The following is a 21,741-nucleotide window of genomic DNA, read 5'->3' as shown; positions in this document are numbered from 1 at the left end:
TCATGATCGCTTTCGATTTGACCGCATCCAGTTTTTCAAACATGAGGGCTGCCGAGAGGAATCCGTCAAAGCCGAATATTGTTTTCATCTTTGCCGACGATCAGTGCTTTGACACGATCGCCGAACTCGGCAACGACGAAGTCATCACACCTCACCTGGACGAACTCGCCCGTCGTGGCACGACGTTCACACACGCCTACAACATGGGTTCGTGGAGCGGCGCGGTGTGTGTCGCCAGCCGCACGATGCTCAACTCGGGAAGATTCGTTTGGAACGCTAATCGAATTTACGCGCAATCCGAGAATGAACGGAAGGCCGGTCGTTGGTGGGGCGAGATCATGAAGTCCGCCGGCTATCGCACGTACATGACCGGCAAATGGCACTGCCGTGCCAACGCGGAATCCTCGTTCGACGTCGTCCGAGACGTCCGGCCGGGAATGCCCAAGGATGTCAAAGTGGGTTACAACCGACCTATCGAGGGGCAGGTCGATCCTTGGTCGCCTTCGGATCCTAAGTTCGGCGGGTTTTGGGAAGGTGGTACGCATTGGAGTGAGGTCGTCGCAAACCACTCGATCGATTTTTTAAAAGACGCGTCTGAGCAGGACGATCCGTTTTTTATGTATTTGGCGTTCAACGCGACTCATGATCCTCGCCAGTCCCCGGCGGAGTACCTTGCCAAATACGATCCCGATCAGATCCGCGTTCCCGAAAGCTATTTGCCGACTTATCCGTATGCCGATGAAATCGGATGCGGACCTGGATTACGTGACGAAAAACTCGCCCCGTTTCCCCGAACCGAGTACGCGGTTCGTGTCCATCGGCAGGAGTACTATGCCATTTTGACTCACATGGACGCGATGATCGGTCGGATTCTCGATGAAATCCAGGCCACCGGCAAGGCCGATAACACCTGGATCATCTTCACCGCCGATCATGGACTCGCCGTCGGGCATCACGGATTGATGGGAAAACAAAACATGTACGATCACAGCGTGCGAGTTCCCTTCCTCATCGTCGGCCCAGGTGCAGAGGCGGGTAAACGCGTCGATGAACCGATTTACTTGCAAGACGCGATGCCGACGGCGCTGGCGATTGCCGGCATTCCGCAGCCAGAACATGTGGAATTCAATAGCGTCTTGCCGATGCTCGCGGGCGAACCGAGTCCCTACCCCGAGATCTACGGGTGTTACCTCGACAAACAGCGCAGCATTCGAACCGATCGACACAAGTTAATCGTTTACCCACAGGCCGGCGTGATGCGGCTCTATGATCTTGTAAGTGATCCGAATGAACTTGTCGACATTGCCGATTTGCCGAAAAACAAGTCCCTGGTGACCGAGCTATTTGAACGACTGGTGCGTTTACAGTTAGAAATGAACGATTCGCTGGACCTGAGCAAACTGAGGCCGAATCAATCTTCCTGATCGAGCGGCTTGGGCCTGCCAACCTGATGCACGTCAGGCTCTCGGCTGAGGAGTAGGTGCGGTATCTCGAGATCGGGAGGCAGAGCCTCCGAGGCAGTGCGTTCCCAGGCGGGAGCCTGGGAACGAGTGCTAAATTTATGTGCGTCCCATTGAAACTTATTGTTGATCATCGACGTCAACTTTGATCTCGAATCGGTCCGCGATGGCTTCGAACTGGCGGTGGACATTTTGAAACAAAGCGACGAGATGAGGATCAAAGTGAGTGCCTGAATCTTGAACGATAATCTCGAGCGTTTTCTCGTGCGAGAAGGCTGGCTTATAAACTCGTTTCGTTCGCAATGCGTCATAGACATCCGCGATCGCCACGATCCTTGCTTCGATCGGGATCTCCTCGCCTGAGAGGCCATTGGGATACCCGCTCCCGTCGTACTTCTCATGATGGCAGAGGGCGATCTTGTAAGCCATCTGCAAAAACTTCGCTTGGGGGGAGCGTTCGATCGCTCCGGCCAGGCAGTCCGCGCCGATCGTGGTGTGCGTCTTCATGATGTCGAACTGCTCTGCGGTTAGCTTGCCCGGATGCAACAGGATCGAATCAGGAATTCCAACTTTGCCGATGTCATGAAGTGGACTGGTTTGAAAGACGAGTTCGGCGAACTCCTCATCGACTTCCGATGTATCCGGATGGGCTAGATACTCTGATGCGAGTAACCGTGCATACCGGCGGACCCGTTCGAGGTGATTGCCGGTTTCGAAGTCTCGGCTTTCAGCGAGTTTCGCCAATGCAAAGATCAACGCTTCTTTCGTTTCGAGCTGCAACACTCGCTGCCCTGCGGCGACTCGCTGAAGCAGTTCACGCTCGTTGAAGGGTTTTCCGACAAAGTCATCGGCCCCCGCTCGCATTCCCTCGATTCGGTCTTCGTCTTGATTATTGGATGTCAACAGGATTGTATAGATGTACCCGGATTGGTCGTAGTGTCGGATTCGACGACATAGCTCGACACCCGTCATTTCAGGCATGTTCCAATCGCTGATCACGACTTGGTAACGACGTTCGGCAATCATCTGAAGCGCCTCGACTCCGTCGGATGCTTCGTCGATCCGGTAACCTGCACCGGTCAGTAAATGTCGGAGCATCATCCTGGTGATGTTGTCGTCATCGACGATAAGAACCTTTATCTCAGGGATCATAGCGACTCCAAGTTCTGTTCAATCCAATCAATCGTTGTATTGATGGACGATTCCAGTTGTTTGATTTTTCGATCGTCGATTGCGGCGACTTCCGTCCCCGCGATCTGTTCGATTTGCTGAGATGCGTCGGCGACGCTCATTGCGGAAACGTTGGCGGCCATCCCCTTCATTCGATGGGCCGTTCGTCGCAGGTTATCGTGATCGTCGTTGGCCACCGCTGTCTTGATCAAATCGATTTGTTGAGCGACTTCGCGAGAGAACAACTCGAGGACTTCTCGAGCGGCGTCGCGGCTTCCGCCACATCGATCGACCAGTACCGAGAACTCGATCGGCGGACCGACCGGAGATTGAATTGTTTCGCCAGGTCCGAGTCGCTTCCAAAGAACTCGTCGAAACGCATCCCGCGAGATTGGTTTAGTCAGGTACTCGTCCATCCCAGATACCAAGCATTTTCTTCGGTCTTGTGAAACCGCTTGGGCGGTCAGGGCGATGATGTGCAGGTCTCGGTCAGCCGGTAATTGCAACTCATTGCACCGATGTTGATCTCGCAGGATACGCGTGGCTTCCAAACCATCCATTTCCGGCATTTCGCAGTCCATCAAAATGGCATCAATGGCATCACGGCGCATTATGGCGATTGCTTCAGAACCGCTACCGACGCACACCGGTTCGAACCCGATCGAACGCACCATCTCGCTCGCCACGATGCGATTGATTTCATTGTCGTCGACAATCAATATCTTGCGATCGGCGCCGAAGCGAGATTCCGGGCCGTCGTTCTCTTGTGAGTCGTTGAACGCTTTAGGACCGACTTCATGTTCGGGTTCAGAGTTTAGACACAGTTGCGAAACGATCTGGTCGAGCAACCTTGATGCGCGGATCGGTTCATCAATCACGCCTGAAAAATGAATCGAGTCGGGATGCTCACCGACCAAGAATCGGTGGTGGATCTTGTGAAGCCATGGCGATGCGTGATAGCTTTCCAAACAAGGCTGCTCGACGATCAACACCTTGAATTGCCGCTGTTCGTTTTCGAGAATCGAGTCGGGCTGATCATTGTCAATCCACCGGATAGACGTGTTCCAAGTTTGTAGATGGCCAAACAACGATTCGCTTTCGGCATGACGCGTCGCCAGCATCAAGACACTCAGGTCACTCAACAAAGTCATTGCCGGACTAGTCGCGGGCGATCGGCTTGACGCTGATTGCGAACCAATGATGAGATCACTACGGGAATCGCCATCAGCTTCGGACGCCTCGTGGGAAGGGATACAAAACCAAAAAGTGGACCCTAACCCGAACGTGCTATCGACACCGATTTCACCTTCCATCGCCTCAACCAACTGGCGACAAATTGCCAGACCGAGTCCAGTGCCGCCGTGCTGGCGGGTAGTACTGGCATCGGCCTGCTGGAACGATTCAAAGATCGCTTCGCGACGATCTTCTTGCAGTCCGATTCCGTTGTCGATCACACGGAATCGCAGGTAGCGGTTCTCGTCCTGGCCCGTCGAATGGTTTGTTTGGATGTCCGAGTTGATCTCATCGACAACGATGCGGACCTCGCCTTTGGACGTGAACTTCACTGCATTGGAAACCAGGTTCACCAAAATCTGGCGTATTCGAACGGCGTCTCCGATGATCAAACTGGGAACGTCGGAGGCGACCTCGGCGGCCAACCGTAGTCCTTTTTGGCGTCCGACATGAAAGAGTAATTCGATGGCTTCATCGACGATATCGCGCAGGTTCACTGGCACTCGCTCCAATTCGATTTTACCGGCTTCGATTTTGGAGAAGTCGAGCACATCGTTGATCAGTTCGAGCAGACTATCAGCGGACTGTTTGGCGAACCGCAGAAACTGTTGGCGTTTGCGAGTGGCCGCTTGGTCATTCATTTCCGAGATGTCTTGCAAGAATCCAAGCATCGAGATGATCCCATTGAGTGGGGTTCGTATCTCATGGCTCATACTCGCCAAGAATTGACTTTTGGCTTCGTTGGCGGATTCGGCCTGTTCCTTTTCGAGTTGCAATTGATCCGCAGTCATACGTTGCGTGATGTCGATCGCCATTCCTTCGATGTAGGCAGGCTGCCCGTGCTCGTTCCGTACGATCCGCGCGTTCTCGCTGATCCACCGCTGGTCGCCTTCGCACGTTTGGATCTTCGAGCGGAAATCACTGAGGACATTCTCGATCAAGATCCTCTCAACGAATTGATCCCGGCGCGTCGGATCGACGTAGTGCGCAATGGCCGTTGCGGCGTCGCAGTTCCGAAGCGACTGCAGATGCTCGTAGCCGAGCAATCGAACCATCGCATCGTTGGCATTTAAGAATGTGCCGTCGAGATTGGTTTGGTAGATTCCTTCGACGCAGTCTTCATAGATTTGTCGGTAACGCTTTTCAGCGATCAAGCGTGATTCCATCTCGCTTTCAACACGAGCGATGACTCGGTTGTACATCGCCGCAATCTGTCCGACCTCGGTAAACGGTTCCTCCGCAACCTTTCCCGTGAACGTTCCCGAGCGATGATGGCGGTCCATTCCACCAAGCAAATCAATCAACTCGGTGCTCGCGTCGTGTTCGGTTAGATTCAAACCACGGTATTCGTCTTTGTGAGAAACGCGTAGTCGAGAGAATTGATTGACGATCGACAAAAGAGCCAAACTGACGCCGAACGACCAAGCAAAAACGGTAAGAACTCCAAGGGACTGGATTCCGAATTGGTGGTAACGATCGTGTCCCCAAGGCAACATTTCAGGATCGCCAAAAATCGCCACACAGATCGTGCCCCAGATTCCCGCGAAACCGTGGGCGGCGATCGCGCCGACGACGTCGTCGAGTCGAGCGCGAGCGAGTAATTTGGTTGCGGCAATGCATACTAAACCGGCGAACGCGCCGATGACGATCGCTTGGCCGGGTATCACGACGTGGCAGCACGCGGTGATCGCTACCAACCCCGAAACAATGCCGTTGATCGCGGGTCCTATATCGAGTTGCTTGCGGGCCACGACCGCGAGTGCCAGACAGATCGAACCGCCGGCCGCTGCCGACATGCACGTATTGACCAAGATCAGTGGTACGGTTTCGTTGAGTGACAAGGTACTACCGCCATTGAATCCCAACCAACCGAACCACAATACAATCACACCCAGCACTGCGCTCGGCAAACTGCTGGCGCGGATCGTTTGGCGTCGTGGACTGAATCGACCCAAGCGTGGACCGATTAGCATGATCACCGCAAGCGACACCCACGCGCCGACGCCGTGGACGACCGTGCTTCCGGCAAAATCCACAAAGCCCAGATTTTCCAACCATCCGGGTTGAGAATGGCTGACCGCACCGCCCCAAACCCAGTGTCCGCTGATCGGGTAGATCCAGCCGCTCATCAGCACGCAAACGATGAGATACCCGCGAAACTTCAGTCGTTCTGCCGCAGCACCCGCCACGATCGTGGTGGCCGTACCACAAAACACGAGTTGAAATAGAAAGAAAGAGAGCAACTGCCCGTCCATCGATCCGGTCGCCATCATCGGCGTCGAGCCGAACCAACCATGGTAAGTCGGACCAAACATGAGCCCGAAGCCGCAAAGCCAAAAGCAAAGACTCGCGATGCAAAAGTCAGCAATATTCTTCGCCGCGACGTTGATGCTGTTTTTGGCCCGAGTGAGTCCAGATTCAAGCAAGCAGAATCCCGCTTGCATGAAAAGCACTTGTCCGGCGCACAAAAGCACCCATAAAAGATCGATTCGTGATACGTCGCCCATCGCCCACCCGTGATAATCGTGCGGACAACCCACACCATTCACCGAACGAGGCGAATCATGAACGGTTGCCAAACCGTTTTATCTTTGCACCGTTTCTGTGGCATTCCGGTGAAAACCGTCATCGACGGCCTAAAAATGCTCAGAATGACGACATAAATCGACATCGTTGCGGATTTTGACAGCTAGGCACCCGCTGGAGTGGCTCGGTGAATTCACGCAGAGCGTTCTTATGGACGCTTGGTTTTGAGAGTGGATTCCAGGAGATCCAGGACGTCGGCGACATCCGAGTCGCCTGCAAGATTATCAAACTGTTCAGGATCAATCCGCATGTCGTATAGCTCTTGCGATCCGTCGTGATATCGAAAATAGGCCCAGTCTTCCGACCTCAAGCAAAAATGTTTGCGATTTCCTTTGCCATCAATGATTAGCGCCGATTGTTTGGTCTGTGTGCTGGGATCAGCCAGAATCGGAAACAAGCTTGTGCCCTCGACCGTGTCGGGGATCGGCACGCTCAACGCCTCGCAAACCGTTGGCATGATATCCACCAGTTCAGCGATGGACTTGGTTCGTGTTGGTTTCCCATCGGGAACCCGCACGATTAACGGGACTCTTGCGACGTCTTCGTGTAGATTGCTCTTTTGCCAAAATGTGTGCTCGCCCAAGTGGTATCCGTGGTCACTCGTGAAGACGACCATGGTTCGCTCAGCCATCCCGAGGTCGTCGAGTGAATCAAGAATCCGGCCGACTTGTTCGTCCATGAACTCCACGCTGGCGCGATACGCGGCCCACATCCGGCGTTGGTTGTCCGGATAGTTTGCCAAACCGTTCGCCGCAGAATTACTAGGAGAACGACCGGGGGACGGGATGTCATCAAGGTCACCCGTTGGTACCAACGGCAACGACATTTGCTGCATTGGATAGTGGTCAAACATTTCCCTTGGAGCGACCATCGGATAGTGCGGTCGCACCAGGCCGACGGCCAAAAAACCCGGTTCATCACGGTGTTCGGCCAGCCACTCGATTGCTTTGGACGCCGAACGATAATCAGGCTGATTGCGTCCGTCGTTGTCCAGTTCCACGCTAACGTAAGCACGATGTTTGGTTTGAGTGGTTTCCCGGTCAGCCAGATCCCCGGTGAAGATGTTTTGGTTCAAACAGGCGTAGTGACCTGGACTGTGGGCTTCCTGTCCCGGCGAGTTGTATCGCTCCGTCCAGCACTCGGCGACATCCTGGCCGTTGGTTCCCGCGATAATATCACCGGGAACTCGCATATGAAAAATTTTACCGACGCGGGTCGTGCGAATACCGGACGCTTGTAAGACTTCACCAAGCGTCGGTCCGGCTTTGTCAATGTACCGGCTGCGCATCATCGAGGTTCGCGACGGCGCGCACCAGGTTGCCTGGCAATAGGCATGATCGAAAACGACTGATTGTCGCGCGAATCGATCCAAGTTGGGGCTTCGTGTGATCGGATCACCGTAACAGCCCAGTACATCACAACGAAGATCATCGGCGACGATCATCACAACGCGATCGATATTCTTCGCATCGATCGAGGTTCCATAAGTGTTAAGCGTTGCCAGGGTGACTAATAAAACCGATAGGACGACACGATTCATACTAGATCCACTACCCAAAAATGGCGGTTAAAAAGGCCCGGGTTTGTTCATGAATGCCCACGGCGTTGCTTTCACGCGGCCCGGCAACGTTGAGAACTTGTGGGCGGACTAGACCCAACCAACTGACGACTTGTTCGCGTGCGTTAGTCGGGTGGTCGATGCATACGCTGAGAAACGGTTTGCCGTTACGTCGACACAGTCGTTGAGTTAACGCGGTGCCCCCGGACAGCGTATCTCGGTATAGAATCAAAGTCGCATCGGAATCGATCACGTTCTGTTCGGTGCGATCGGGATAATGTGCCGACGCGTGTTCTTGGAGCGTATACCGATCGGGAATCGGACCAACCTCGGACATCCGACCTGCGGGGCACCATCCCCCATGGTTCATCCCCAACGCGATCGCGGCATCGAGGGCACCCTGGTCGACGCCGGTTTGACCACCCGAGATGATTTGGGCAGGAACAAATCGTTCCATCGGCGATGCCATTTCGAAAAGAGGTCGCTGAAGATCCATCAACCCAACGCTTAAAGCTTCGGGATGGGGCGTTTGGGCGCGCGGTCGAGCATTCTCTTTTGATCGTCTTTAGGAACATTGTTGTTATTGTTCCCACCACCGTTACCGTTTTGAGGTGGATTCAAATCGGTAAATGTTTCGGTCCATTTCCATCCGATGGGGACCTCGAGTTCACGTTTGGCAAGCAACGCCCAAGGTGTTCCGGGGTGCTGCTGGACGACTCCGTCGAGGAACTCGCGAGCCTTATCGGCTTCTCGTTGCCATTTACTACCAACGGTGATTTCGTCGCTCGGTTCAAGCACCCAAGTATTACTTTTCTTTTCTTTGAAGGGCATCCCACGTTTGGCTTCGGCGAGTACAGCGTTGTAGGTCTCCGTGCGAACCTTTTGGGCAAGCACACGACCGTAGGCTAGGTCGAAACCCGCCAGCCATCGCGGACTGTCTTCTTTTTCCCGCGCTGCCAAACCTTGTTCCAACGTCGCAGCCATTTGGATCAACATCGGTTCGAGCGGGGCGGCGTCCTGTTGAGCCTTGGTAAGGTCTCCGGCGAGTTGTGCTTCGCTCGTTTTGACGAAACGAGTTTGTGGACGTTGGATTCCCGAGACGTTGGAAATGCTGGCCGCTTGAATCAGGGCCGACCGCATCGGACTGCGTTTAACCGCTTTGACGTAGTCCTGTTGGGACAGATAATCCGGTCGATAGCGAACCATCGCAGAAGGGTCAAAAAAGAATCGCATGTCCGACGTGAATGCTTCGATTTCGTTTCTGCGAACTTCTCTCGAGACATTGCGAGACGGGTGAACGGTGAAGTAGATGCCGCCGGTTTCGTAACACAATCGTGTCAAACCGTACGGGCCGAAGCCGCTGTCGATGACCGGCTCTTCTTCGAAGTTACCCGTAAAGCTAAGTTTGATACGTTCAGGAAGAAACGTTTCCGGCCCCTGGTCGACTTGAGCCCATTGGGGCGATTGGTCGTATTTCGGATCTGGGTCGACGTATTTTACGAGCGTGTGTTCGCGACCGAACGGAGCGGGCACCCCGATCACGTAGACTGGGATTCCTAGCTTTCGACAAGAATCGATGGAAGATTCGACGTTGGCAACATCGTCGCCGCGTTCGTCGGTCACGACGACAAACAGAACATTACGTTTTGGACCGAGCGGCCCGACATCGCGTCGAAGGTTTTTGTATTGTTTGGCGGCGGACTCGATCGCCGTAAAGACACGCTCGACGCCACTGTTATCGACGGGGATTTTATTGACGATCGACTTGATGGTTTTCAGGTCGGCGGTTGGTTCCTCGGTGTAGAGGTTGACCTTTTCGCCGAACCCGATGATTGAGGTGAGCACGCGTTGATCTTGCTCAACGGTTTCGTTTTCCTTGTCGGCCCCATTGAGGATTCCCAGTTCGTTGTAGATGCGATCAAAGCGATCACGGATATCGTCCCTTTGACGGGTCAACGAACCGCTCTGGTCGAACAACCACACGACGAGCGTCGGGCGTTCTTCGGCCGCCTGCATGATCTCCATCGTAATCTGGTCGACGGCGCCTGCGGCACCGGCGATGCCTTGGCCAACGCTGCCCTTTTTATTTTCGAGTCGTTTTTGCGGAGCGACCGGTTGGGAGAAGATCTTATTGACCATGATCTGTCCCAAATCCGTCGGTGTCAGATCGATCGGATTGGGAATGTCGGCGACTTCGGCGAATACTTCCGCCGAGGCTTCAGCCATATCCAGTTCGGCCAGCGCGTCCGCACCAACTTGAGTTTGAGGTGTTTCACTGACGACGATCTGCTCGACCATCTCGAAGGTTTCTTCGTATTCGGGCGGATTCGATACGATCACGACTGCTTCTTCGTCGATCGGTCCGTGGAGTTGGAAAAGAGCCAAGGCCAGAAAAATAATTAAATGTACCTGGAGGCTGCCGATCATCGCGACCGTTTCATCGGAATCCCACAACGATTCGGGGGCTTCCTGAAGCGTTTCGCCGGTGTTTTCGTTCGCTTTGTTGGTCATTTCGTGGTCGATCGGGTCGTTCGCTGCGGTGCTCATGGTCGATGACAGTCGGGAACAATCGGGGCTAAACGGCGAATGGGCGAAACAAAATCGGCCATCGGGTCGTCAATGGGTTCATATGGAGAACGTTTTGTGCGACGATTTGGACTCTTCATTATATCTGAATCTGCCAACGGGCTGGGAATCACTCAACAATTTTGTGGGCGTTGAGAACTCGTCAGGCTCACATTTCCAAAGTCCGACCGGGATTGCGACGTTCGTGAGCGTTCGTCGCAAGAGCGCCAAAACATTCACAAGGAGTCAACCAGATTGAGCGGACGTTTGATCGCCATCGGCGATATACACGGCTATCGAGCCGCTTTGCAAACCCTGTTGAACGAAATCCAACCTGATGCGGATGACATCATTGTCACTTTGGGAGATTACATCGACCGAGGCCCCGACTCCAAGGGGGTTATTGACCTGTTAATCCAGTGGGGCCGAAAAACACAATTGGTAGCTTTAATCGGCAACCACGAGGAGATGATGCTCAATGTCATCCAAGGGGAACAGTCGCACCACGGTTGGTTACGCTATGGAGGCGTTGAAACGCTCGAAAGTTACGATTTTGACGGCGATTTGAACTTCCTGCCGGCGGAACATCGAGAGTTTTTCGATTCGCTCGGCGATTTTTTCGTTCACGACAACTATTTTTTCACGCACGCCGCCTACGACCCGCAACTTGAACTCGAGCAACAACCGATCGAGTTGCTACGCTGGCACTCATTAAGGGCAGGCATTCCTGATCCGCATTTTAGCGGTAAGACGGCCGTCGTCGGCCACACCGCTAGTGACGACGGAAGTATCCTGGACATCGGACATTTGATTTGCTTGGATACAAATTGCTACGGCGGCGGTGTGTTGACGGCGATGGATTTTCCTTCCAAGCGAGTCTGGCAAGCGAAGCCGGACGGCGAGTTGGTGGCCTGAGGCGAACCCGGACGGGTCGATCGACGTAGCGAGATAACCTCAGATTATTCTTCGTTTTTTTTCGCCCATCAGCTCTGCCCAGGTACGCATTCATGAAGACGTTTTTGGCTTGTTTGGTCTTTGCCGCGATCGGCGCGGCGGTCGGTTTGAGCATCAATAATGATCGATACGGCCGATACGAACCTTTCTTGGGGCCGATCGACTATCGCGGCGAAGTTACCGCCAAAACCGCCGTCGCGACGATCAGCAAAGATTGGGGCACGACTTATCCGAAGGTTGAAGTCGTCGGCGGCACGACTCACGATTTCGGCGTGATGGAACCCGGTGAAGAAGGCGAACACATCTTCATTGTCAAGAACGTCGGAAGCGCCGACCTGTCGCTCCGCGTCGGGGCCTCGACTTGCAAGTGCACTGTCGGCGAACTCGGAAAAGACTCCTTGCCCCCTGGCGAGCAGACCGAAGTGAAAATGAGCTGGACGGTCAAAACCAACGAAAGCTCATTCGGCCAATCGGCTGAGTTGCGGACCAACGATCCCAGTAACGTCGCCATTCGCTTTGAAATCAAAGGGAAAGTCGTGCGTGAGGTTCAGTTGTCGCCCGAAGAGGTAACGTTCGGGGAAGTCGCGGCCGGCGAAGACGTGAATTTTGAGGTCCGCGTTTTCAGCTTTCTTGATGAAAAGGTCAACGCAGGCGAAGCCAAATTCCTTGACGACGAAGTCAACGGTTTGGCGGAATTGGCGGTTGAGGAGTTTGAGCCATCTGCGGCCGATGGAGTCAATGAGGCGGCCAGACAAGGATTTCTAGTTACCGCTAAAATCCGGCCGGGACTCAAACAGGGTCCCGTCAACCAAAATATCTCCGTTGAATTGATGCCCGCCAAAGCAAATGAAGAGGCTGCCAATGCGACAGTCGACAAGGACGATTCTGTCGCCGCAGACGTGACCGATGCCGCCAAGTCGGAAAATAAGCGTGTCTTCATCCCAGTCACCGGACGCATTGTCGGCGCACTGAGCATGTTGCCCAATTCAAAACTTCGCGGCGTCAGTGGGGGTGGGTACGTCTTTGATTTTGGCAAAGTCGGTCCCGAGGATGAACTGACGGCTAAATCATTCGTCTCGTTAAAAGGTCAACAGAAGGATGCGACGGAATTGTCGATCGGCGAGATCAGCCCGGCCGAACTTGTCGAAGCCACGCTTGCCAAACCGATCGGACGCGGACAGATGGCGCTGTACGGTTTAACGTTGACGCTCAAGCCGGGAACCGAAAAGGTGGAGCGACTGGGGATGAACAATGAAGACTATGGTTATGTGGTCATTGAGTCGAACAATCCAAAAGTGCCTCCTCTAAAATTGAGGCTGAAATTTTCGCTGTCGGCGCGTTAGACTATCCAGCGTCGCGCCGCCCCGAGGGAACCTATGTTTTCGTTGCATCCGAACCGTCTGCAAGTCATGCACCCAGCCATCGTCATGAAGTTCACTCCGATGGCATCAGTTTGGATGCTCGGAATAATGGGTCTGTTCTTGACCGGATGCGAACGGCTCGGGCCGGCGGGGACGGGTAAGGCAGCGGTGACCGCGTTCGGGCGGGTCGACCGATCCGTCGACGGGCCGGTGCCCGAATCAACCCCTCATGCGGCCTTGGCGAAGTCGCCTGCCGACGTTGAGCGTCGAATTTCCTTGGCTTTTCGTGGGCACTCGGAGCATTCGGCCCCGTCATTGGGATTCGATGCGGTACGATTAATCGCCGCCCACTCTGACGATGAAGTCGAAGAAACTGCCCAGGTCGATGAGCCTGCAGACGAGGATGAATCCGCAGAAACAGAAATACCCGTGATGCCCGCAGCGACCGGAAAGTTCGATGGGGCGATCGATCTCGATGAGATCAATTTGGACGAAGACGCAGCGGTCGAACCTTCGGCTTCGGATTGGGAAAAAGCCGAAGTCGTTCCCACGCCCGTTCCCCAGAAAGAAATTGTCGCGGAGGTCGTGCCGACGCCTTTGGGAATGCCTGAACGAGCAATCGCGGAAATGCAGTCCGCTCGCAAACCACCAATCACTTTACGGAGTCGCTCGGACGTCGTGGCGGTGGCCCCGGTCGTTCCTGGGGGGCTTCCGATCACTCCGATTAAGAACTCGACTAGCGAAGGTCTGCTGGATTCGTCCGGTCTGGCCACGCCGGTCTCGCCTGAGATGACCGTGATAGGCGAAACACCGGCCGAGTTGAACAATCCTTTGCGGCAAACACCGCTCGTCGTTACCGATGGCGAAACCACCATCCCCATTCCGTTCGTCGGCGGCCCGGTCTTAGGTACTCTCGGGACTGCCGGAGGAGTTGTCGCCGACGGTCTGACAGCGGATGGTCCGGTTGATTACAAGTCGTGGGCCAAGCCGAATGTGACTTTGTTCATTACCGGTCAACAGAACGGTTACATCGAACCTTGCGGCTGCACGGGGCTGGATAAACAAAAAGGCGGTGTTGCTCGCCGGATGACGTTCGCCAATCAATTGCGAGACGCCGGTTGGGAACTGTTGCCGATCGACGCCGGAAATCTGATTCGCCGTTTTGGACGCCAAGCGGAGATCAAGTTCCACCGATCACTCGAGGCGCTACGCGCGATGGGTTACGTTGCGGTCGGATTCGGCCCGGATGACGTCCGCATTAGCGTCGGCGATCTAATCCAAGAAGCCGCTGCCGAAAAACCCGAAGACATGATTTATGCCTCCGCGAACGTAGTCCTGATCGACCCATCGTTGATGCCGAGTTATCAGATGATCGATCGATCGGGCATGAAAGTCGCCATTACGAGCATTCTCGATCCCGAATCACTTGAATCGCAGATCAGCGAAGAAATCATCTTGGGAAATCCGATCGAATCGGCCAAACAAGTCATCACCCAGATTCAGGCCGAGCAACCAGACTTCACCGTACTGACGTACTATGGCGAAGACAAAGCCGCCAAGGAACTCGTTCGCGCCGTACCTGGATTCGACCTCGTCGTCGTCGCGGGTGGCTATGGCGAACCGACCTATCAACCCGACGACATCGAAGGCACCGCGACGAAGATGATCTTGACGGGCAACAAAGGCATGTATGTCGGTTTAGTCGGCCTCTATGAAAACGAACCATTGAAGTACGCCCGCGTGCCGCTGACTCACGACTTTGAAGATGCTCCCAAAATGCGCCAACTGATGGCTGAATATCAGTTTCAACTCCGGGACTTAGGATTGGCAAACCTCGGACTCCGCCCGATCCCGCATCCGTCGGGGCGGGAGTTCGTGGGGTCCGAGACGTGCGGCGAATGCCATGCTACTGCGTTCGCGATCTGGCAAGGCTCGCCCCATTTCGATGCGACCGAACATTTGGTGCATCCGGGCGAACGTAGCGACGTGCCGCGTCATTTCGATCCCGAATGCATTAGTTGTCACGTAACGGGTTGGAATCCACAAAATTACTACCCTTACAAGACGGGTTACTTGGACTTGCAGGCCGACTCGCACTTGCACGGCAACGGATGTGAAAACTGTCACGGTCCAGGCTCCGCCCACGCAGCGGCCGAAAGCGGTGACGAGAAAGTCACCGATGCCGTTCGCGACGAACTTCGAAAGGCCATGCAATTGCCTCTCGCTGACGCGCGAGAAAAATGCATGGAGTGTCACGACTTGGACAATAGCCCCGACTTCCATGAGGAAGGCGCGTTCGATGACTATTGGTCCCAAGTCGAACACTACGGACTCGATTGATCCGACGTGCTCATCGACGAAGACTTGATCACCGGTGATGACGGACGAAAACGCTGCCGCTGGTGTGTCGGAGATCCGCTTTATCAGAGCTACCACGATCTCGAATGGGGCGTCCCGGTCAGTGACGATCACCGACTGTTCGAAAAGATTTGTCTCGAAGGATTCCAATGCGGGTTGTCGTGGTTGACGATTCTAAAACGTCGTGAGGGTTTCCGCCGCGCGTTTGCCGACTTCCGTTTTGACGAGATCGCTCAGTGGGACCAACGTCAAGTCAACCGTTTAGTCAAAGATTCTGGGATCATTCGCCATCGCGGCAAAATCGCAGCGACGCTTCATAACGCCTCGCGGGCGATCGAAATGCGACGTGATGAAGGTTCGCTTTTGAACTTCTTTTCACGATACCTGCCTGATGAGTCGCCTGTCCCTGGACGACTTGCGGATCTTCCGGCGATTACCGATGAGTCGACGCGGATGAGCCGAGAACTCAAGAAACGAGGCTGGAAGTTTGTCGGTCCGACGACGTGCTATGCGTTCATGCAAGCGATGGGCATGGTCAACGATCATTTGGCCGATTGCGATTTCCGTTCGACCAACCGCTGACTGCGTTGGATATCGCTTGGAAGGGCTTAATCGAAGTAACCACAGATCCCGTGGTAGATTGCACCGAACGCCTGTTGAATTTTGCCTGAAGTTCCCAAAGCGTCACCGACGCCGGGCATCGCGAGACTCGCCATTACGATTAAACTCGCGCCGACGAACAACAATGATCCACTCGATCCGTCTTCACGAGGCGTCGCGAAAAAACTCGGAAACCATCCGCCAATAACAGGTGGTTTGGTCAAGTCGCGTAGTCGTCGTAGTCCGATTTGCACGTTGCCGTCATCGGCGTGAAAAAACCATTGCGCATGGACTTCTATTTTTGCGTTGTCATGTAAAAGAATCCAAGGCTTCCCGAGAACCAATCGGCTCGCATCGGAGGAATCGACCAGCACCGTGAAGCCATCAATCGAGGCTTCGTGCACCTGTGTTTTGATCGGGCTTCGGCCGATTTTAATGACAGCCATCGAGCGTTCAACAGCGATCGGACAGCGGAAAAACTCACTCTCATTAGCACCGTGTTGAATGTGAGAAGCGTTCGATTGAGACATCGGCAACCTTTCGACCAAGTTCGGCAACGTTTCGACCAAATGTTGCCCAATGCAATAAGTAGGTCATATCGAATCCCGAAGTCTGATTTTTTTTGATTTTTAATGAATGATTCGGTAGCTACTTCGGCAACGACTCCGATCACAACGGTTCAGCGAATCGCCATGTCAATCTATTCGGATTGAACAAGCCTTTTGGGGAATCGTGCTTGTACTGTCGATTCCACCTCTAACGATCCGATCAATGAACCGGGGTTCATCACGCCCTCAATGCGGTACCTCCGTTGCGTTTGCGTCATTCGGTTTCACGCCTCCGGTCAAAAGTTTCATGCGTTCTATCTCCACGATCACCGCTCAAGCGGGAAGCCGAAAGGTAGTCTGCTTTCTGTTGTTTTTGGGTTTGATCCTGCTTCATGCGTCCGAAACACGCCAACGCATCACAGCGGCGGACCCTGATTCTGGCCCCGGCGCGCCTTCGAATGATGTATTGGGTGGTTCCGATCTTCTCGGTACCGATCTCCTAGGAGGCAATTCGTTGTTGGGAGGAGGCGATGCCGATCCGCTAAGTTCGATCGGCCCGACCAAACCGATCTCGCCTCCCGACCCCGGCGGTGGTGCCTCGAAACCCAATCCCGACGACCCGCATATCGGTCTGTGGACCGAAGGTTGTTACCCGTCGGCAGAGTCTTGTCGCGCCTGTCATCCCAAGCATTACGAAGAATGGAGCGTTAGCAGCCACGCCTACTCGTCGGTATCGCCGATGTTCAATCGTTTCGAGCAAACGATCTCGGAACTATCCATGGGTACGGTCGGCGTGTTCTGTTTGCGATGTCATTCCCCCGTCGGCACGCAGATGAACATCCCTCGAACGGTCAGCATGCTCGACCAACCCGCGATCGCACGCGAAGGCGTTACCTGCATTGCCTGCCACCGGATCAACGAGCACTACGGTCGCTCCAACGGAGACCGCCGGATCGAGCCAGGTGACATTCACGCGCCCGTCGGCAGCGGTGGATACGGGCACGGTTTGCAAGAAGCCCTTATGCAGGCGGAAAAGTACAAACTCAAAACGCACGTGGACCAAACCGGGACCGGGCAAAAGATTCACAACGGTTCTTACTTCTTTGAACCATTGACTAAATCCGACATCTGCGCTTCATGCCACCAAGTCGCGGTCCATCCTGGAATTTGGTTGGAGGTCGTGCACGGGCAATACCGCGCCGGACCAGCCGCCAAGCGAGGCGTCTCGTGTCAGGATTGCCACATGGGCGCGGTTCCCGGCAAGGACCTCGGTTACGAGGAGTGCCACTGCGCCGAACTCGGAGGCAAACCGTACGGGACGCCGCGCAAACATTCCAATCACACGTTTTGGGGGCCGGGATATTCGATCGCCCATCCCGGAATTTTTCCTCACAATCCCAAGGCTCGCAAGTATTCGCCGCGCCAGTGGCTGACGTTTGACGACCGCGCCGGATGGGGTACGAAGGCGTTCGAGGATTCCGTCCCACCGGGGTTTCGGTTTCCCGAACCTTGGACCGAACGCGACGACCGGATCGAAGCGAGACGAATCATTGACGAAAACATTGAAAAGGCGCAGTACAAGCGTGGCATGTCGGCAATGACTTTGGAGGCCGGCGCAAAAGTGAGTAAGCCGATTTTCATGAATACGCCTCGGGCGGGAACGCCATTGAAGTTCGCCTATCGGGTCGACAATGTTAGCGACGGGCACAACTTGCCCACCGGATCGCTTGGGGCTCAACCCCAGCTTTGGCTCAACACAGTCTTGATCGATCCGACCGGCCGGCGGGTATGGGAATCCGGCTACTTGGACACGAACGCCGACTTGGCCGATATGCACAGTATCGACGTCGCCTTGGGACGCGTTCCCCGAGACAAAGACCTGTTCAACCTTCAAACTAAATTCTTAATCAGCAACGTCCGAGGTACCGACCGCGAAGTCGCGTTACCGGTCAATATCAGTGTCGACCAAATTCCGTTCCTACGACCCGGTGCGGTGCCGGTGAGCGTGTTGAACCATCCGCCCTTGATCCGCATGGAAGCGCATAGCATTGCCCCCTTGGATCATCGGATGGCCAAGTACACCGTCCCCGCGTCCGCCATGCGAATCCCCGGAACCTATCGCTTATCCGTCCGAATGCGCAGTCGAACCGAGCCGATGTACTTCATGCGACTGGTCAAGGCGACTCCCGACATGATCCGTCGCATGAACGAAAACATGATCGATATTTGTCGCGACACCCACACGTTCGAGGTGCGTTAACCGATGAGTGATTATCGCAAACCTGTTCGCGTGTTGCAGCGTCAGTTCAGGATCATCTACGTAGTTTGCCTTGTTACGGTTGCCACGTCGTGTTTGATCACATCGATCGTCACAGCACAAGCACCGCTTCGTCCACGACGTTTACCGCCGGTCGATTCGATGGAGGCGATGCCTACTTCCACGGCAACACCGTCGTCGTTACCGATGCAGACGCCACCGTCAACTGATTTTATCGGCGGACCTTCTTGGACGGCGCAGCCCGTCTCGTATGGCTTTCCGTCGTGGGAAAGCAATGCGTTCGTCGATCAATCGCCGCTGGCGTTCTCCCAATCCGCCGGCATGCCATCGTTAGCCAATACTTCGTTGGCCCACACGATCGATGATTTCTCGCCGACTCCCTTGCCGCCGATGTCGGAGTATCACGACCCGCTTGCGGCGCAGTGGGTTTATGACTCTAAGCAATACGTCAAAACACAGAGCCCCTGGGTTGAGTGGGGTCGAGAGTTCTACGGCGGTGGAATCACCCCCCGAGGTCGCGATTGGTTCGGGCCGATGAATATGGTTCGGCCTCAATTTTATGTCTACGGTGATCAGCGAACCGGTATCATCGGCGGCCGCAATGCCGCCGGACGAACGGATAACTTGGGCACGATTCTGAACCTGGATCTGGACTTACGACTGACCGACAGCGAGCGTTTCCATGCTTTCGTCGGGCCCTTAGCTCGTGGCGGTGACGTGACCGGCGTTCGACTCGAAAACGGAGAGCTGAACTATCAACAGGTCTTCAACCCGAACTTGGTCACCGGATTCTTCGAAGGCGATTTGGGCGCCATGTGGGGCGGTTTTCACAACAAGTCCTCTCCGGCCGAAATGCCATTCACGGCCGGATTGATCCCGTTGCTGTTCCAAAACGGAATCTGGATGGAAGACGCCGTGACGGGAGCCGCGTTCGCAATCCCGGCCAAACACAGCCGGCTATTGAATTGGTCTAACTTCGATACGACATTCTTCGCCATCGTCGACCAGCTCAACAGCAACGCGTTTGGTAATGACCAGCACGCCGCACAAGCGTTCGGCAACGCGTGGTTCATCGAGGCATACGACGGATACATCGAGGCAGGCTATGCATATCTTCGCGATCGCAATCAATCCGAGCGAAGCTATCACAACATGACGATCAGTTACACGCGACGGTACTTCGATCGCATCAGCAATTCGTTGCGAGTGATCATCAACGCGGGTCAGGATCTCGCCAAGGACGATCGAACCGCCGACGGCGGCATCTTCCTCTGGGAAAATAGCTTGATCACGGCGGCACCGCTGACGGTCGTGCCCTACCTGAACATGTTCTACGGATGGGGACGTCCGCAATCGGTCGCCCGAGCAGGCGGCAGTGGGGGAATCCTTCGAAACACCGGCATCAACTTTGACACCGATGGAATCAACGGTTTTGCAACGCTCGACCCCAACGGATTCGACACCACGGGTGGTTCCTTGGGCGTCGATTTGCTCGGTCGTGATCTGGACCGACAACTACTGCTCGAGGTTTCCTACCTGACCGAACATGGCGACTTGAACCCGCAGGTCAAAGGGGACCAATATGGTGTCGGCGCTCGGTATCAATTCCCGATTTCGAACGCTCGTTTGCTTCGTTTCGACGTCATGCACGGTTGGCGTGGCGAACTCGACAACGTTTATGGAACGCGAATGGAATACCGTTGGAAGTTCTGACGATCATCGAACTCGCCGCATGTAGGCGACGAACTTGGCATCCAACTCGCCGATCGTCATGCCCATTGCCGATTCCATGATTTCGATTCGTTCTCGACCGGAATACTCCCGCAAGGGTTTGGATTCACCGAGTCTCTTGAGATAGTCGATGTATTCCTGCTTCATCGTCCGGATCAAAAAATAGGTCAACGCCCAGGATTCGCCATAGGCCGCCTCGGCTGTGGCCGAGGACCGAAATCGCGTGTCATCGGATAGCAATGTCAGCAACGAGTCATCAGGGCGACTTGGCAGGTATCGTCGCCATCGATTCAGATTGACTTGGTTGACACGACCGACACCCCGCCATCCACGCGGGTTACTCAAATCGGGCGATTCGAAGAACATCGCCAATCCCTCGCTGAGCCACATCGGGTTGTCAGCGAACCGGGTTTGTAAACCACAATTGTAAGCGAGTTGATGGGTCGCTTCGTGAATGATTGTGGCGATGTTGCGTTCGATGTTCCCGACACGAAACGTCGTCATCCGGTTGCTTTCCAAATGGTAGTAACCGATCACATTCGCTGCCGTTTCACCGATCTCTTGTCCAGCATGTTGTAAGAATGAAGAACGATCGGCGAGCACCAATGCGACAAGAGGGTAGGTCGGTTCGTCGATGTCGACCCGCTGATTCTTCCAATAGGCAAAGAACGCTCGGTGCAAAGCTTCAAATAGCGTCGCGACGTCCCGAGCATAAGCGTCGTCGCCCTGATACAGCAACACATAGTGTGCCGTTTGAAAGGCTTCAAAACCCTCTGGGAACTCTTCGAGCATCCGTCGCGTGATCGTTTCTTGATCGACCGGAGGGGGCGGCGGTCCAGGTTCACGGTTAAGAATCTCGTCAGGCTGAATCAACCAAATTCGTCCGTCATCGCCACGTAACAACAGACCCCCGTCGGCGGCTTCGACCAAGACCTCACCGTTGACGGATCGCTTTGGCCCGATCGGTTGCCCTTCGCGCAAACTGCGAAAGACGACTTGGTCGGCGAGTAACCTCGGTGTCGTAGTTAATACGACGCTTCCGAGCAATCCGATCATGGCGCTGATGACCAGGCAACTGAATGGGAACGATCGACGGGGCATTTTTGTCAACAGACGCTTTAATGATTGTGATTGCAATCGAGTTTCTTTAAGGCGGCTACGCCGCAAACATACAGGCCCAACGCGCAACGGCGTGTTGATTTAGTGAGCCGACGGCGCTAGCGGGCTGTTGATTTAGTCCTCATCGAAACCCGAAGCGTGAGCGAGGGATACATACAAAGGACTTAATGGCGTTTAATCCCTCGCTCACGCTTCGGGTTACGATTAAATCAACAGACCG

The 21,741-nt window shown here is 54.7% G+C and carries 15 protein-coding genes; 8 read left to right on the top strand and 7 right to left on the bottom strand.

What is annotated here, in order from left to right; translation table 11 throughout:
- Window positions 1-41: 41 nt before the first annotated feature.
- Entirely contained in the window at window positions 42-1,424 is a 1,383-nt protein-coding gene (locus tag Pla100_RS18650; protein ID WP_390620628.1) for a sulfatase-like hydrolase/transferase, read from the top strand.
- 156 nt (window positions 1,425-1,580) lie between these two features.
- Here the strand turns inward: Pla100_RS18650 and Pla100_RS18645 are convergent, their stop codons facing one another.
- The 5 genes from Pla100_RS18645 to Pla100_RS18625 all read right to left on the bottom strand — a co-directional run bounded on the left by Pla100_RS18645 (window position 1,581) and on the right by Pla100_RS18625 (window position 10,518).
- Complete coding sequence (locus Pla100_RS18645; RefSeq protein ID WP_197168063.1) at window positions 1,581-2,612, bottom strand: HD-GYP domain-containing protein; 1,032 nt, start codon at window positions 2,610-2,612, stop codon at window positions 1,581-1,583.
- Window positions 2,609-6,442, bottom strand: coding sequence for an ammonium transporter (gene amt / locus Pla100_RS18640; RefSeq protein WP_146579197.1), 3,834 nt, complete (start codon window positions 6,440-6,442; stop codon window positions 2,609-2,611). Before amt ends, Pla100_RS18645 begins: the two co-directional genes overlap by 4 nt.
- 155 nt (window positions 6,443-6,597) lie before the next feature.
- Window positions 6,598-7,989 carry a sulfatase gene (locus tag Pla100_RS18635; protein WP_146579196.1) on the bottom strand — a complete coding sequence of 464 codons (1,392 nt, stop codon included), beginning with the start codon at window positions 7,987-7,989 and terminating at the stop codon, window positions 6,598-6,600.
- A 10-nt stretch (window positions 7,990-7,999) separates the two neighbouring features.
- Window positions 8,000-8,464, bottom strand: coding sequence for a putative molybdenum carrier protein (locus Pla100_RS18630; RefSeq protein WP_231603206.1), 465 nt, complete (start codon window positions 8,462-8,464; stop codon window positions 8,000-8,002).
- Between the two features lie 50 nt (window positions 8,465-8,514).
- Window positions 8,515-10,518 (bottom strand): VWA domain-containing protein, encoded by a 2,004-nt coding sequence (locus Pla100_RS18625; RefSeq protein ID WP_315853487.1) that lies wholly within the window; start codon window positions 10,516-10,518, stop codon window positions 8,515-8,517.
- A gap of 309 nt (window positions 10,519-10,827) precedes the next feature.
- Between Pla100_RS18625 and Pla100_RS18620 the strand changes: the two genes are divergently transcribed.
- The 4 genes from Pla100_RS18620 (at window position 10,828) to Pla100_RS18605 (ending at window position 15,827) form a co-directional block, all read left to right on the top strand.
- Window positions 10,828-11,487, top strand: coding sequence for a metallophosphoesterase family protein (locus tag Pla100_RS18620; protein ID WP_146579194.1), 660 nt, complete (start codon window positions 10,828-10,830; stop codon window positions 11,485-11,487).
- A gap of 92 nt (window positions 11,488-11,579) precedes the next feature.
- On the top strand, window positions 11,580-12,869 hold the full coding sequence (locus tag Pla100_RS18615) for a DUF1573 domain-containing protein (RefSeq protein ID WP_146579193.1): 1,290 nt from the start codon (window positions 11,580-11,582) through the stop codon (window positions 12,867-12,869).
- A 33-nt stretch (window positions 12,870-12,902) separates the two neighbouring features.
- On the top strand, window positions 12,903-15,227 hold the full coding sequence (locus Pla100_RS18610) for a multiheme c-type cytochrome (RefSeq protein WP_146579192.1): 2,325 nt from the start codon (window positions 12,903-12,905) through the stop codon (window positions 15,225-15,227).
- A gap of 6 nt (window positions 15,228-15,233) precedes the next feature.
- Window positions 15,234-15,827: a DNA-3-methyladenine glycosylase I gene (locus Pla100_RS18605; RefSeq protein ID WP_146579191.1), complete on the top strand. Its 594-nt coding sequence runs from the start codon at window positions 15,234-15,236 to the stop codon at window positions 15,825-15,827.
- A gap of 26 nt (window positions 15,828-15,853) precedes the next feature.
- On the opposite strand, the gene Pla100_RS18600 is transcribed toward Pla100_RS18605, so the two are convergent.
- Complete coding sequence (locus Pla100_RS18600; RefSeq protein ID WP_231603205.1) at window positions 15,854-16,291, bottom strand: hypothetical protein; 438 nt, start codon at window positions 16,289-16,291, stop codon at window positions 15,854-15,856.
- A 409-nt stretch (window positions 16,292-16,700) separates the two neighbouring features.
- On the opposite strand from Pla100_RS18600, the gene Pla100_RS18595 reads away from it, so the two are divergent.
- From Pla100_RS18595 to Pla100_RS18590, 3 genes are all read left to right on the top strand, one after another.
- Window positions 16,701-18,653 (top strand): multiheme c-type cytochrome, encoded by a 1,953-nt coding sequence (locus Pla100_RS18595; protein ID WP_231603204.1) that lies wholly within the window; start codon window positions 16,701-16,703, stop codon window positions 18,651-18,653.
- A gap of 89 nt (window positions 18,654-18,742) precedes the next feature.
- Window positions 18,743-18,880 (top strand): hypothetical protein, encoded by a 138-nt coding sequence (locus tag Pla100_RS31705; RefSeq protein WP_231603203.1) that lies wholly within the window; start codon window positions 18,743-18,745, stop codon window positions 18,878-18,880.
- The gene (locus Pla100_RS18590) at window positions 18,858-20,384 is read left to right on the top strand and encodes a hypothetical protein (RefSeq protein WP_231603241.1); all 1,527 of its coding nucleotides are present in this window, start codon (window positions 18,858-18,860) and stop codon (window positions 20,382-20,384) included. Before Pla100_RS31705 ends, Pla100_RS18590 begins: the two co-directional genes overlap by 23 nt.
- 3 nt (window positions 20,385-20,387) lie before the next feature.
- Here Pla100_RS18590 and Pla100_RS18585 read toward each other — a convergent pair whose 3' ends face one another.
- Entirely contained in the window at window positions 20,388-21,503 is a 1,116-nt protein-coding gene (locus Pla100_RS18585) for a DUF1570 domain-containing protein (RefSeq protein ID WP_390620627.1), read from the bottom strand.
- Window positions 21,504-21,741: the final 238 nt, after the last annotated feature.

The sequence above is a fragment of the Neorhodopirellula pilleata genome (assembly GCF_007859915.1).
In the GTDB taxonomy this organism is placed as follows: domain Bacteria; phylum Planctomycetota; class Planctomycetia; order Pirellulales; family Pirellulaceae; genus Rhodopirellula; species Rhodopirellula pilleata.
This window is presented reverse-complemented; position numbering and strand designations above follow the sequence as displayed.

Bases quoted from the DNA above. Each gene is read 5' to 3' on its own strand.
- Pla100_RS18625 (WP_315853487.1), bottom strand. From the start codon at position 10,518: ATGACCAACAAAGCGAACGAAAACACCGGCGAAACGCTTCAGGAAGCC.
- Pla100_RS18650 (WP_390620628.1), top strand. From the start codon at position 42: ATGAGGGCTGCCGAGAGGAATCCGTCAAAGCCGAATATTGTTTTCATC.
- Pla100_RS18585 (WP_390620627.1), bottom strand. From the start codon at position 21,503: ATGCCCCGTCGATCGTTCCCATTCAGTTGCCTGGTCATCAGCGCCATG.
- Pla100_RS18615 (WP_146579193.1), top strand. From the start codon at position 11,580: ATGAAGACGTTTTTGGCTTGTTTGGTCTTTGCCGCGATCGGCGCGGCG.
- Pla100_RS18590 (WP_231603241.1), top strand. From the start codon at position 18,858: ATGCAGACGCCACCGTCAACTGATTTTATCGGCGGACCTTCTTGGACG.
- Pla100_RS18595 (WP_231603204.1), top strand. From the start codon at position 16,701: ATGCGTTCTATCTCCACGATCACCGCTCAAGCGGGAAGCCGAAAGGTA.
- Pla100_RS18610 (WP_146579192.1), top strand. From the start codon at position 12,903: ATGTTTTCGTTGCATCCGAACCGTCTGCAAGTCATGCACCCAGCCATC.
- Pla100_RS18630 (WP_231603206.1), bottom strand. From the start codon at position 8,464: ATGGAACGATTTGTTCCTGCCCAAATCATCTCGGGTGGTCAAACCGGC.
- Pla100_RS18645 (WP_197168063.1), bottom strand. From the start codon at position 2,612: ATGATCCCTGAGATAAAGGTTCTTATCGTCGATGACGACAACATCACC.
- Pla100_RS18600 (WP_231603205.1), bottom strand. From the start codon at position 16,291: ATGGCTGTCATTAAAATCGGCCGAAGCCCGATCAAAACACAGGTGCAC.
- Pla100_RS18635 (WP_146579196.1), bottom strand. From the start codon at position 7,989: ATGAATCGTGTCGTCCTATCGGTTTTATTAGTCACCCTGGCAACGCTT.